This is a genomic window from Thalassospira sp. (assembly GCF_040218635.1).
Lineage (GTDB): Bacteria > Pseudomonadota > Alphaproteobacteria > Rhodospirillales > Thalassospiraceae > Thalassospira.
This window is the reverse complement of sequence record NZ_JAVJRB010000007.1, coordinates 238,354-252,376: the sequence shown is the minus strand read 5'-3', so window position 1 is coordinate 252,376 and position 14,023 is coordinate 238,354. Positions and strand designations below refer to the sequence as shown.

Sequence of the window (14,023 nt, the reverse complement as noted above, 5' to 3'; positions counted from 1 at the left end):
ACCTGTTTTGCGAGTTTCCAGCATATGTTCGATCTTACAAATGTCAGCTTTAAAAGCGACGGCAAAAACCCGAAAACGCTGCTTGATGACATCACGGTCAGCTTTCCGACCGGATCGTTTAGCGCGATTGTGGGCCATAACGGATCGGGCAAAAGCACCCTGCTGAAACTCCTTGCCCGCAAGAACAAAGCCCATTCGGGCAGCATCGCCCTTGATACACAGGTGCTTAGCAATCACGGCACACGTGATTTTGCGCGCAAGGTTGCCTATCTGCCGCAAAATCCCGTTGTTCCACCGCATTTAAGCGTGCGTGAACTGGTGGCGTTTGGCCGCTATCCGTGGCGCGGCGCCTTTGGCCGCTACCGCGCCGAAGACCACGCCAAGATCGATCAGGCCATGGAAATGACCCATGTGACCGGCTTCGCCGACCGATTGGTCGCAAGCCTTTCAGGGGGCGAGCGCCAACGTGTGTGGCTTTCAATGTTGTTGGCGCAAGACGCGCCGGTAATGTTGTTAGACGAGCCAACATCCGCCCTTGATGTCGGTCATCAGCGCGACATTTTGCATCTGATCGCGGACCTGAAAGACCAGATCAATCTGACCGTGATTGCGGTTTTGCATGACATCGACATGGTCGGGCGGTTTGCCGACCATATTCTGGCACTGCGCGCCGGGCGCACCTGTTGGCAGGGCACCGCGCAGGACTTCATGAAAGGTCCTGTCTTGCGCGACATTTTCCAAACCGAAATCAACGTTATCGCGGTGCCCGACAGCAACCGCTTCGTCAGCTATGTTGCATAGGAATGTAAATATGCAAAAACTTTCGCTTGGCCGGATGTCGGCCATCTGCATGATCGCACTGGGCGGCTTTGCACCGGTTACAGCCTATGCTGAAACATTCACCCACGAAATGGGTGAGGTAAGCTTTGAAACCACCCCGACCCGCTTTGCCGCATCAAACTGGTCGCTGACCGAAAGCCTTCTGGCATTGGGCATTGATCCGGTCGCCATTCCGGAATCCGATGCCTATCGCCTATGGGTGGTTGAACCGGAACTGCCTGCGAACTTTGCCGATCTTGGCACCCGCCGCGAACCAAATTTTGAGGCCCTTCGCGAAAGCAAACCCGATGCGGTCCTGATCAGTTCCGAAGTCGCGATGGCCTATGACAAGCTATCGGAATATGCGCCGACACTGGTCTATTCGATTTATAATACAAATGCGGATCAACCCGCCCTTGATCGTGCCGAAACGCTGCTGCGCAATCTTGGCAAACTCACCGGTAAATCCGACACAGCCGAAACCGTCATCGCATCGGTCAATGACCGGATCAAAGCCGCAGGTGAACGCATTCGTGCATCGGTTGGTGATGACGCAACATTTGCCATTGTCCGCATTCTTGATGACGCCCATTTCCGCATCCACGGCAAAAATTCGTTGTTCGGGTCTGTCATGGCACGTATGGGATTTGCCAATGCATGGACCGGGGATGTCAATGGTTGGGGCTTCCATAATGGCGATGTGTCCGACCTGGCGAAACTTGGCGATGTTCAATTTGCCCATGTTGAACCAGTTCCACCGGCCGCAAAGACAAAGCTGTTTAATTCCGCCATCTGGAAGGCGATGCCATTTGCCCGCAACGGTCATGTTTATGAAGTCGCATCAAGCTGGACCTTTGGCGGGGTGATATCGGGCGCACGGTTCGCCGAACAGCTTGCCGATGCCGTAATTGCCACCAACGGATCGTAAATTCATGATGCCATTTCGCACATTCCTTTGCGCTCTTACCCTGATTGCTGCCCTTGTGGGTTTTGGCTCAACGAATGCCATGGCCAACCCGATCAGCATTGAACATGAACGCGGGACATTGGCGCTAAATGCCCCGGCAAAGCGCGTTGCCACCATCAACTGGGCCTTTACCGAAACCCTGATCACCCTTGGCCTTGATCCGGTCGCCCTTGCCGATGCAGGTGACTATGTCGACTGGGTTTCCAAACCGGAATTGCCTGCCGACTTTATCGATCTGGGGCAACGGGCATCGCCCAATCTTGAAGCCCTGCGCGCAGCCAAACCCGATCTGATCATCACCATCCCCGATATCGGCATGGCCTATGACAAGCTTGCGGAAATCGCCCCGGTTCTTGAACTCAACCTGTTTGACGAAAAACGCCCGGCCTTTGACACCGCACGCGAAACCTTTGCCAAAATCGCCAAGGCAACCGGGCGCGAAGCACAGGCAGACGCCTATCTTAAACAGGTTGATGAAAAGCTTGCAGAATACGGCGCACGTATCCGTTCCGTGATCGGCCCGGATCAGAAAGTAAACATCGTTTACTTCTTTGATGAAAGCAACATGGGCATTTATGGCAAAACATCCATGCCCGGTTCCGTCCTTACTGCGATGAATGTGCCGCTTGCCTATGAGGGTGAGGTCAATAAATGGGGCTTTGCCCGTGGCGGGCTTGAAATCATTGCCCCGTTCGCAAAGGAAACGCTGGTCTATACCAACCCGGTGCCTGAGGTGGTTCTGAAAAAGATATGGAACTCCCCGATGTGGAACGTGATGGATTTTGTCCGGAATAAACGGGTCTATGAATTGCCTGTGGTCTGGGCATATGGCGGGGTGCCCTCGGCCCTTCGGTTTGCCGAACTTCTGACCGAAAGCCTTGAAAACGGCCCCCGTCAATGACCCGTACGTTCCATCGGACTCCCAACCTTCTGCTAGCAGCCCTTGGTCTGCTGTCGATGGGTGTTCTAATCCTTGATTTCTGGCCGTTCCTGCAAAATGGATTGGCCGGTCAGGTGATGTTTACACCCGATGAAACCGATTTTGATCAGATCCTGTTTCATTACAGCACCCTGCCCCGTCTTGCGATGGCGTTTCTGTGTGGGGCGGGTCTTGCATTGGCCGGGGCAGCAATCCAGACGGTTTTGCGCAATCCGTTGGCATCGCCAACCACCCTTGGCGTCGGGGCCGGTGTTGAATTTGCCCTGACCATTTTCATTCTGATTGCGCCTGCATCGCTTGCACTGTTTCAAGAAGCCTTTGCCCTTGCTGGCGGGATGATTGCACTGGGGGCGGTTTATCTGATCGCGGCAAAGCGCGGCAATGCCACACTTTGGCTGATCCTGGCGGGGATGATTGTCAATCTGTTGCTGCAATCAGGCACGCAGATTTTGCTTCTGTTTAACGAACAATATCTACAATCGGTCTTTATGTGGGGGGCCGGTGATCTGGCCCAGAATGGGTGGGAAGACACGCAGTTTGTCTTGCCCCGCATCTTGATCGGCATGGCGGCTGTATTATTGCTATCCCGCCCGCTTGATCTTTTGGCCCTTGGCGATGATACGGCAAACTCACTGGGGGCCAAGGTCACGGCCCTGCGCCTTCTCATCCTTGGTTTTGCAGTTTTCATAACCGCATCGGTGATTTCAGCCGCGGGCATGATTGGCTTTATCGGGCTGGCTGTTCCCGCTGCCTTGCGCATTGCCGGATTAACCCGGTCGCGCGATCTTATGATCTATTCGGTTCTAACCGGTGGCTTCACGCTTTTGGTGATTGATTTCATCGTCCGCCAATTCAATGGTCTTGGTGGCGATGTCTTGCCGACCGGGGCGGCAACCGCCCTTTTTGGCGCACCGTTCATCATATTGATCTTGCGCAAAGCCAAGATCATGCCCGGCAGCCAAAGCGAAGATCAGCACAGCGATCAGGAAATCACATCAAAAACCGGGCTTAGTGTTCTTTTGACCGCCCTTCTTGTGATCGGCCTGGTGTTCTCGCTGTACGTATCGCTTGATGGTAACGGGTTTGCCGTTCTGGGCTGGACGGTTAATTGGAGCGACAGCAGCTTTGACATCATCACCGGCCGGGCTGAGCGAACCTTTGCCGCAATGATTTGCGGGGCGGCATTGGCTGTATCGGGTACCTTGATCCAGCGTGTTGGGCGCAACCCGCTGGCCAGCCCGGAAATCACCGGGGTCAGTTCTGCCACCGCCCTTGCGATCATTCTTGCCCTGACCGTTTTCGGCTTTGCCCAGCGTGCTGATCTCATGATTATCGGCGCTGCGGGCGGTATTATCTCGCTGATCGTTCTGTTGGCCCTGTGCCGTAAATTCACCCATGCGCCGCATTACATGCTGCTCAACGGTCTGGCGCTAACCGCCATTCTGGGTGCGATTGTCCGGATCGTCTTGACCCGCAGCGGTACACAGACATCGATGCTGATGTCGTGGTTGGCCGGTACGACTTATTTCACCAATATGGACGAGGTGATGATTGTCGCAGGTGTGACCGGTATATTGCTGATCATCGCGATTGCCCTGCGCCGGCCGCTTGAACTGGCGTCCCTTGGCACGGATCAATCGGTATCGCTTGGTCTTGGCATCACGACATTCCAGTTTGCCATGATGTTGCTGGCCGCCATTCTGGCCGCGGCGGCAACGCTTCTTGTCGGACCGCTCAGCTTTGTCGGCCTGATGGCCCCGCATCTGGCACGGGTGGCGGGATACCGCCTTGCGGGCGGGCATTTGCTGGGATCGGTTCTGATCGGGGTCAATGTCATGATGGTCGCCGAATGGCTGGCAAGGAACCTGCTTTATCCCGCCCAATTGCCGACCGGATTGATCGCCGCAATGATCGGCACCAGTTATTTCCTGCTTCTGGCAGCGCGCAAACGATAACGAGCAAAGGCGTCGTGGGCTCCCCTGACGCCTGTGTTGCCGGGTCCTTCCGTCGGCATCAGTTTGACGGGATATAGTCACCGTCAAACTTGATCAGATCATCTTTGATTTCATACCAATCGGGTTTGGATGCGGTATGGATATGAACCGACGGGCGAACTTTCGGATCATCATCCAGTGCGGATGCCGCAACCACATAGATTTTCTCCGACGACATATCGCCAAGCGACGTCCCGCATTCCTTACAAAAGCTGCGTTCAAACTTTCCATCCGGCCCTTTGTAGAGGCCAATCGACTCTTTACCTGAGAGCAGATGAAAATCATCGACCTTGCCAATCACCACCGCAGAAAACACCCCCGCAGCCTTACGACAGCGTGAACAGTGACAATAACTCAGCGATGACTGCTCACCGGAAATCTCGAACCTGACATTCCCACACAGACAGCTTCCCTTGATCATTTCACATCCCGATTTTATGCTTCAAAGGAATAGAACATAACATGAACATTTAGCGCCTGCCAGCAAGAATCCCCCTGATGCTCGTCCATCACGCTTCTTGGTTTCGCCCACCCAATTCAGGCGGCCAATTCTTTGCCATCTCTAATGCGCTATCCAGTGTTGGCGCATGTTTCATTGGAAATGGCAGCATGCGGGCGAAGTTGCTGTTTTCAACATCTTCGGCATGATCATGCATATGGCCATCACCGTGATGGTGATCTTGTTCGACACGGATCACACCCTTGGCAAACACCGCCAGACGGTCGCGGTTTTGCTTAAACCATGCAGCGGCCTGTTTGCGGGTTTCGTGATCCTGCCCCGTCATGCCTTTGACCAGCATGATCAGAACGGCCGGTTCGCTGCGTTGTGCAAAATCATCAAGCGCCCTGATATAGGCAGCCCCATCAGCGGGGCTTTGCGCATCGATCATTTCAAACAGAACGATATCGGTTCCATGGGTGCTTGATCTGAACATCTGTTCCCTTAATGCCAATGGCCCGGCGGATTTCCCGCCGGGCCTGAATTCAAATGGAATAGGATTTAAAATTCGCGCCGGAAGCCCATCATGATCGTTCGACCATGCCCGGCCACCGAATAGCCGCGCAGCGCACTTGCCGCCGGATTTTCATAGCTGGCATCAAAAATGTTTTCGACACCCAGTCGCGCCGTCCCGCCCAACACCGGATAATGCGCGGAAAGGTTAAAGACGAGGCTGGAGTCAATTTTGGCATCATCGATCTTGCTGCGCGGTGCGGTATAGGTCCCGTCAAAACGCATATTCAGATCATCCCAGACATAACTGTCGACATATCCGGTAAAGCGGAACGGCGACGGGATGCGGTTATTGGGAAGCCATTCCTCAAGATCGCCGTCCTTGTCCTTGTCGTAACGACCTTCGACATAGGATGCCAGTGCACCGATATAGGTATCTTCACTGATATCATATTCCGCCGTCAGTTCCGCACCGATGATGCGTTCCTTCTGCTGGCTGAGCTTGTTGGTTGCAGAGTCAAAGGTGTCGCCACGTTCATTGGTGCTCATATAGACAGCACCGGTGGTACGGAAATCCTGACCGGAATAACGTGTTGCGATCTCATAGGTTTTGACCTTGGATGCATCGACGTCGAGGCTTGCGAAGTTAAGTGGTGCACCGGAAATGCCTGCACGACGGGTATAGGCGCCAATGTCAGGGACAGAGAAACCTTCGCTATAGCTAAAAGATGTATCAAGCTTCTCGGTCCAGTGAACGACCGCAGACGCGTTATATGTCACGGCGTTATAGCTGGTATTTCCGCCGGTGAACTGAGCTGCGGCAATCGGTGTCGTCCGGTTATAAAGATAGTTAGGACGCAGATAGTCATCGACGGTCAGATCGAACTTTTCGTAGCGGACACCTCCGGACAGATCAACAAACCGGGTTACCGGTGCGCTAAGCTGTGCAAATACAGCTTTGCCATCCTGCTCCATCGGCGCACCGATATCGCGACCGCTGACCGAACGGTATTTGACATCGTCAAAGGTCAAATCCCCGCCCCATGTCAGGGTCATACCGTCATAGACTGAATCAAGACTGGTATCGGTCGAAAGCTTAAGCCCGTATTTGACCGTATCAATTACCGACTGCCCCAACGGATCAAGGGCGCTTGTATTGTTGGCTAGTGCAAGCTGGAAGTTGTTGTGGGTTGCGTCAAAGTCAGACAATGCTGCCTGTTTGTAGCTGTCATTGTAAAACAGCTTCAGATCACCTTTGCCGACCCTGCCGAAGTCATATTCGTAGCCGCCGGTGAAATACTGACTTTCATCTTCAAGCGGCTGTCCGGTATAGGCCTTGTCATAATTGACAGAAACCGGATCAGTGGTGAGATCCGTGAAATAGTCGATATCCTGACGGAAACGCACAACTTCGGTCGAGAAGAACAAGCGATGACCTTCGGTAACCGTTACACCAGCCTTGCCAAAGACGTTCAGGTCTTCGTTATTGTCAAAGCCGCCCTGTCCCAGCATGGCATCTGAGGGCACCTGATTACCATAACCGTCATAGGCATTGCCGGTCTTGGACGCCGTGATGCTGCCCGCCAAATCAACTGCGCCAACGCCACCACTTCCCGACAATGTCAGTGAAGGTGCGAAACTTTCGCCGATATCGTCCGTGTAGCTTCTGACATGACCATCCACCACAAAGGTGTTTTCACCAACTTGTCCGGTTTTGGTGATGATGTTGATCGTTGCCCCGGTTGCGCCGTCCCCATTCATGGCATTTGATCCGGGAATGACTTCGATACTTTCGATCTGGGCAACATCGATCAAGGATAGAATACGGCTTGAATTACGCAGCGGTGTGTTGCGCGAAATCCCGTCAACAAGAACCTGAACATCGCGGCCACGGAAGGTTTCTGTACTGCCAATCAGGCTTTGATCATCAAACATGAAGCCCGGCACAGAATTGCGAATGACGTTGGTAACGTCACTGGTTTTGGCAAGCTGGGCTTCGATCTGTTCGCGGCCAATGACCACGACCGTTGGCGACATGGACGAGATTGACCGACGCGAACGGGTGGCACTGACAACCACGTTTGGCAACGTCACCGAACTTTCGGTTCCTTGTGCTGTGATTGGAAAGACACGCACACTGTCATCGGTGATAAATTCAAAGCTATGCCCGCTTCCTGCCAGCAAAACCGATAATGCCTGCGTCACGTCGAGTTCCCCGGAAATCGACTGTGCCTGAAGCCCCGAAAGATCGCCCTGCACGATCAGTTGCAGACCGAACTGTGCGGCCAATTGATCCAGAGACGCGCGCAAATTTCCGGCGTCTATGGTGATCGCTTGTGTATCGGTTGCGCTTGCCTGCGCATTTGCCGATGTCATTGAAACGCCGAATGAAACGCCCAACACGGCCGCAACCAGCGCACTGGTCCCCAACAGACGTGCCTTTGTCATTTTCGTATTTTTCACGATTTAACCCCAAAATCACAAATAATAATGCAACTCACTATTATCCTCATGACGCATGGGGTCAGGTTTTGAGGATGTCTTTTTTGCTATTTTTTTGAAATAATTTCGAAACCGCCGGGAAATGAATGCTTCGTAAGGCCATAAGCCGCCAGCAATGCGGCAATCGCACTTTGTGGTTTGGCAAGATCGAAGCTTCCGGTGACATAGATGTCATCCATCAGCGGATCAAGAACGTAGCTTTCACCGTCCATCAATGGAGCAATTTTCGCCAGCAATTCTTCAAGCGGCATGTCCTGTGCGATCCAGCGTCCATTCCGCCATGCCGCGAGCCGATCAATATCATATGCGCCATAGCGCATATCACCCTGCAGCCCCTGCCATGCGGTCTGCCCGGCACTCAGCCGTGCCAGACGCGCATCCCGGTTAGCAAGATCAACCACACCTTCGCGGACTTCGACCCGTGGATGCCCCGCCCAGTTAGAGGCAGCAAATTCCGTTCCCACCGCCTGTGCGGTCAAATCACCAACGCGCACACGTAACGGGCGGGCGGCATCCTTGGCAACCTTGATATAAATGCCGCCTTGCAAAACCGCGATATGCCGGAATTCTGGTGAATAGTCGATATTGACCCGCGTTCCCGGCTCCATCCATATCTCGGATCCATCGGACAAATCATGGATTTGCGATATGGCACTGATCGAATTTTCCGCCACCAGATCAGGATCCGGACGCACGGCACCAAGAACAAACAGCCCGACAATCAACATACAGGTCGCCAAGGCCAGCATTGGCCGGAATCGACGATTTTTCGGCCGCATTCCCGGAAAACGCCCCGGCCCGCCGCCAAGGGCACCAAGACGTTCAAGATCATCGCGAATGCCCGCAAGGTCGGTTTCCGTCAGCGGACGGCGCGGTGTGTTTGATCCGCCCAATGATGCAGGATTTGCATCAGGTGCCTGCGTCCGGCGATCTGCCGCGACTATTTCCATGCTGTGCCAGGTTTGACGCGCATGTGCCAACAAGGCTGCATTGTTCGGAGATACGGCCTGCCATTGATCAAACGCCAACTGTTCATTCTGGCCAAGGCCATCACCATCCAGCCGGATTGCCCAGAAATCAGCAATGTCTTCGTCGCATGTGCAATCAGTCGGATAACGAAACTCTGTCATGGCAATTTTGCGGTCCGGCCTTTGATTAATGGTCGAGCAATGGGCTTGCACCCGTTTATATGACGTTCAGCGCACGCCAAAGAGGATGTTTAGTTTTCATGTCTCGCCAACACCTCGCGGCAATGCTTTAACGCAGTTCGCAAATGCTTTTCCACCATATTACGACTGACGCCAAGCTTTTGCGCAGCTTCTGCCGGGGTAAGGTGATCGCGCTTACATAACAGAAACGCTTCACTGCAGCGCGGCGGCAAATCTTTGATCGCGGCAGCAATGATATCAAGACGCTGTCGGTCAGAACTGATTTGTTCAGGTGTCGCGCCATGATCATTTGCGCCCTTCATCTCGGCAATGTCGGCGGGATCGGTGAATTCCAACGGATTGCGTTTGTTCCGGCGCAAAACGTCAATCGCCAGATTGGTCGCCATGCGCATCAAATAGGCTGGTGGGTTTTCAACTTCTTTGGGGTCAAGGTCACGACGGCGCAATTGCACGTAAAGATCCTGCAAAACGTCATGGCTTTCTTCGCGTGTCGGCAGATATTTCTGAACCTGACGCAAAAGACGCGCGTGATATTGTTGATAAATTCCGTCCCACAAACGGTCGCGGACCGTCATACGCACACACCGGCATTAACAATAATGATAACTATTATCATTTTCAGTGTGGTTATAATTGATGACACACTATCGTCAACCCAAAAACAAAAGGCCCGCATCAAGCGGACCTTTTATCGAACCGGATTTCACGGCAAATCAGTCTTCAAAATGTCCGTTTGAAGCAAACGGCCCACCTTGATAAATCACAGCCTTATCGTGGCGGTCTTCCGGGCCAAAGGCAGCTTCGATCTCTGCACGGAACTTTTCCGAGCTGTCTTTTGGTTTCCAGCCAAGGAAGTCGGCGTGATCGTTGCTCCACCATTTGGATTTGTTGTCCGAGACACCATACACCACCAAATGACCGGTCATCGGGGCATCAAAGATCGCCTTCATCAGCGATATAAAATCGCCCGGGCTCATCCAGGTGGACAACATCCGGCGGTTAAGCGGCTTTTCAAAGCACGAACCGATGCGCACACTGACGGTTTCGACATCGAACTTGTCGTAATAGTAGCTTGCCACCGCTTCGCCGTAGCATTTGGTCACGCCATACAAGCTATCAGGGCGCTGTGCGGATGTGTCATCAAGTTTGGTGGTGCGTTCATGGAAGCCAATTGCATGGTTGGAACTGGCAAACATGATCCGGCCAACACCGTTTTGGCGGGCGGCTTCATAAATGTTGTAGGTCCCGGCAAGATTGGCCTGAAGCAGATCGTCAAATGCCGCCTCGATGGAAATCCCGCCAAGATGGATGATGCCATCAACATCCTTGGTCAGGTCAATCACCGCTGCACGGTCAGACAAATCGCACTGCACGACTTCTTCGTTCGGCCCGGCCGGGTCCATCGGCGAAATATCCGACAGACGAATGACATCGGCATAGCCTTTAAGCCCTTCGCGGCAGATTTTCCCAAGGTTGCCGGCTGCACCGGTAATCAGCAAACGTTTCATCTTTATCCTCTTTGATATGCGTCTTTAACCGCGATCAATTGCTGCCAAACACAAGGTTGGGCAAGGTCAATGACACCGCGGGAATATAGGTTGTCAGAATAAGGGCGGTCAAAATCGCCAGATAAAATGGCCAGATTGTCCGAACCGCCTGTTCGATTTTAACCCCGCCAATGGCACAGCCGACAAACAGGCACGATCCCACCGGCGGCGTACACAGGCCAAGGCCCAAATTCATCATCAACACCATGCCGAACTGGATCGGGTCCATGCCAAACTGAACCGCCAGCGGCAGGAAAATCGGCGTACAGATCAGGATCAAGGCCGCCATATCCATGATCATGCCGGCAATCAGCAACATGACATTGATCAGTAGCAGAACCATGATCGGATTATCGGTGATTGATGTAATGGCATGGGCCAACTCATCAGGTACGCGATAAAATGCCAGCATATAACCATAAGCCGACGCACAGCCCACCAAAAGCATCACAAGTGACGTGGTCTTGGCCGATTGTTTGACCGCGGCGATAAAGCCTTCCCAACTCAGTTCCCGGTAGACAAACCCGGTAATGATCAGCGCATAGGCAACCCCGATTGCACCGGATTCCGTTACGGTGAATACACCGCTTAGTACCCCGCCGACAATGATCACAGCGGTAAAGAATCCCGGAATTGCGCGCACGGCCGTGCGCCAGACAACACCCCAACCGGGGAACGGTTGCGACGGATAACCATGCTTGATCGCGACAAGCCATGTGGCAAGACCAAGCAACAGACACATCATGATGCCCGGCACCACGCCAGCCATAAACAGCTTGGAAATCGAAATCCCCCCGCCTGCGGCCACCGCATAAAGGATCATGTTGTGGCTGGGCGGGATCATGATCCCGGCAATCGATGACGTCACCGTAACGTTGACCGCATAATCCGCGCGGTAGCCTTCCTTTTTCATCACCGGGATCAGGATCGAACCCAAGGCAGATGTATCAGCCACAGCCGATCCGGAAATGCCACCAAACAGCATGGATGAAAACACGTTCACAATGCCAAGGCCGCCACGGCGACTGCCGACAAGGGCGGTGGCAAATTGCACAAGCCGGTTGGCAATCCCGCCATGGAGCATCAATTCCCCAGCAAAGATAAAGAACGGAATGGCCAGAAGGGAAAAGGCGCTGATACCAGACCCGATGCGTTGAAACGCAATCAGGGTCGGCAAACCTTCAAAGAAAAACGCCCCAAGGGCAGCAATGCCAAGTGCGATGGCAACGGGCATACCAATGATAATACCAATGGCAAACAGGCCCAGAAGAATGGTCATGCCCATTTATTCAGCGTCCTTGTTAAGCAAATCATCGTGATAAAAACTGGCTTTGGAAATGGCTTTCCAGCGGGTGATGATTTTAAGGATATGCACGATGCTGTAAAACGTGATCCCTGCCCCGCACACGGCCATTGGCAATGACCGCCACCCATCCGACACATGAATGATCGGCATTTTCTTGGCCCAGTTAAACGCCATCAGATCAATCCCGCCAACCATCATCCAGTAACCAAACCACGCCATGGCGGCATAGCTGATCGCGGCAACCACTGCGGCAATTTTCGGCGGCAGGGCATCACGGAAGAATGAAACGGAAAGATGGCTGTTGTCGCGCATGCCTGCCGCAGCAACCGGGAACGTGATCAGAACAATCAGGATCAAGGAGACCTGTTCGACCCAGGTTGGCGTTTCGTTCAAAACATAACGGCCAAAAACCAGCCAGGCGAAACTCGGGATCAGGGCAACAAGTGACAAACCGCCAATAAGGTTCAGCACCCCGGCGATCCCGCCGCCGAAACGGTCGATCAATTTGGTGAAGCTCGATAACATCTATGCGCCGCCAGAATATGATTAATCAGCAATAAAAAAACAGAATAAGCCCTGACAGAAAGAAGGGCGACGATTATATCGCCGCCCTTGCAAAGCTTAAGTCTTACTTCTGTGCATCCTGGATGGCTTTGACCAGATCGGCCAGCTCCGGGTTGCTTTTGGCAAAGCTGTCATAGACAGGCTGCATCGCGTCCTGGAAAGCCTGTTTGTCGGCAATCTCGTTAACTTCGATGCCAGCAGCAATGACTTTTTCTTTGGACTGTTCTGCACGTTCTGCCCATGCCGCACGCTGTACGGTAACCGATGCATCAGCAGCTTCGTGAACGACTTTCTTTTCGTCGGCAGACAGGCTGTCATAAAGGGCTTTGTTGATGCACAGGCATTCCGGCAAGATCAGGTGCTGGGTAACCGAGTAGTATTTGGCAGCTTCAAAGTGACCCGAGCTGTCATAGGACGGATAGTTGTTTTCCGCACCATCGATCACACCGGTTTTCAGCGACTGGTAAACTTCACCATAGGCCATCGGCGTTGCGTTACCGCCAAGGGCTGCGACCATCTGAACATAAAGATCGTTGCTCATCACGCGGAACTTAAGACCTTTAAGGTCTTCTGGCGTGTTGATCGGGTGTTTGGTGTTATAGAAAGAACGCGCACCGGAATCATACCAGCCAAGCGGCTGCAGGCCGGCTTTGATCAGGCCATCCGCAATCTGCTGACCGGCAGGACCGTCCATGACTTTGTGCATGGCATCGACGTTTTTAAAGATGAAGGGCAGCGAAACAACGTTTGCTTCCGGTGCAACTTCACCCAATGGGCCGAGATTGAAAACAGCCCAGTCCAGACCACCAAGACGAACCTGCTGAATCGCGTCAGGCTGGTTGCCCAGAACGCCGCCATGGTAAACCTTGGCTTCCAGATCGCCGCCGGATTTTTCATTGATGATCTTGGCGAATTCTTCCATGCCGGTCGAAACCGGATATTCTGGCGGATGAATGTTCCAGCCACGCCATTCTTTGGCCTGTGCGCCGGATGCCAGTGCAACCGAAACGGCCGCTGCGGCAATCGTCAGGGTCGTGGTTTTAAGAAAATTGTTCATTTAGAGTCCTCCCGAGACTGATGTGTCTACTGCGTTAAAGCCTTATTTTCCCTAATCGGGACTTGTTGTTGTTATTCAACCTTACAGGTTGTTAGTTGTATTTACAATTCTAAGGTAGATTAACAACTAGTCTAATAGTCATTGCGCACCGATTGTTATTGTGGCGTCGCAAATAGCCATCCCGGCAGAACCACCTGCCGGGATAA

At 53.2% G+C, this 14,023-nt stretch carries 13 protein-coding genes; 4 read left to right on the top strand and 9 right to left on the bottom strand.

All coding sequences use genetic code 11. The features are described from left to right. Positions 1-24 precede the first annotated feature (24 nt). The 4 genes from RIC05_RS07615 to fhuB are packed head-to-tail and all read left to right on the top strand — an operon-like array spanning position 25 to position 4,681. Complete coding sequence (locus tag RIC05_RS07615; RefSeq protein WP_350041798.1) at positions 25-801, top strand: ABC transporter ATP-binding protein; 777 nt, start codon at positions 25-27, stop codon at positions 799-801. A gap of 10 nt (positions 802-811) precedes the next feature. Further along, entirely contained in the window at positions 812-1,747 is a 936-nt protein-coding gene (locus RIC05_RS07610) for an ABC transporter substrate-binding protein (protein WP_350046589.1), read from the top strand. 4 nt (positions 1,748-1,751) lie between these two features. Then, entirely contained in the window at positions 1,752-2,687 is a 936-nt protein-coding gene (locus RIC05_RS07605) for an ABC transporter substrate-binding protein (RefSeq protein WP_350046588.1), read from the top strand. Continuing rightward, complete coding sequence (gene fhuB, locus RIC05_RS07600) at positions 2,684-4,681, top strand: Fe(3+)-hydroxamate ABC transporter permease FhuB (RefSeq protein WP_350046587.1); 1,998 nt, start codon at positions 2,684-2,686, stop codon at positions 4,679-4,681. Before RIC05_RS07605 ends, fhuB begins: the two co-directional genes overlap by 4 nt. A gap of 58 nt (positions 4,682-4,739) precedes the next feature. Here fhuB and RIC05_RS07595 read toward each other — a convergent pair whose 3' ends face one another. The 9 genes from RIC05_RS07595 to RIC05_RS07555 all read right to left on the bottom strand — a co-directional run bounded on the left by RIC05_RS07595 (position 4,740) and on the right by RIC05_RS07555 (position 13,817). Then, positions 4,740-5,141 (bottom strand): GFA family protein, encoded by a 402-nt coding sequence (locus RIC05_RS07595; protein WP_350046586.1) that lies wholly within the window; start codon positions 5,139-5,141, stop codon positions 4,740-4,742. Between the two features lie 88 nt (positions 5,142-5,229). Beyond that, on the bottom strand, positions 5,230-5,655 hold the full coding sequence (locus tag RIC05_RS07590; protein WP_350046585.1) for a hypothetical protein: 426 nt from the start codon (positions 5,653-5,655) through the stop codon (positions 5,230-5,232). Positions 5,656-5,720: 65 nt separating this feature from the next. Continuing rightward, complete coding sequence (locus tag RIC05_RS07585) at positions 5,721-8,135, bottom strand: TonB-dependent receptor (RefSeq protein WP_350046584.1); 2,415 nt, start codon at positions 8,133-8,135, stop codon at positions 5,721-5,723. 86 nt (positions 8,136-8,221) lie between these two features. Then, a complete protein-coding gene (locus RIC05_RS07580) occupies positions 8,222-9,304 on the bottom strand; it encodes a FecR family protein (protein WP_350046583.1) in 1,083 nt (360 codons plus the stop codon). 89 nt (positions 9,305-9,393) lie between these two features. Further along, positions 9,394-9,918 carry an RNA polymerase sigma factor gene (locus RIC05_RS07575; RefSeq protein ID WP_350046582.1) on the bottom strand — a complete coding sequence of 175 codons (525 nt, stop codon included), beginning with the start codon at positions 9,916-9,918 and terminating at the stop codon, positions 9,394-9,396. 138 nt (positions 9,919-10,056) lie between these two features. Further along, the gene (locus RIC05_RS07570; RefSeq protein WP_350046581.1) at positions 10,057-10,851 is read right to left on the bottom strand and encodes an NAD-dependent epimerase/dehydratase family protein; all 795 of its coding nucleotides are present in this window, start codon (positions 10,849-10,851) and stop codon (positions 10,057-10,059) included. Between the two features lie 34 nt (positions 10,852-10,885). Next, positions 10,886-12,175 (bottom strand): TRAP transporter large permease, encoded by a 1,290-nt coding sequence (locus RIC05_RS07565; protein WP_350041808.1) that lies wholly within the window; start codon positions 12,173-12,175, stop codon positions 10,886-10,888. Continuing rightward, complete coding sequence (locus RIC05_RS07560) at positions 12,176-12,721, bottom strand: TRAP transporter small permease (protein ID WP_350041809.1); 546 nt, start codon at positions 12,719-12,721, stop codon at positions 12,176-12,178. It lies immediately after the preceding gene. A 103-nt stretch (positions 12,722-12,824) separates the two neighbouring features. Next, a complete protein-coding gene (locus RIC05_RS07555; RefSeq protein WP_350046580.1) occupies positions 12,825-13,817 on the bottom strand; it encodes a TRAP transporter substrate-binding protein in 993 nt (330 codons plus the stop codon). Positions 13,818-14,023: the final 206 nt, after the last annotated feature.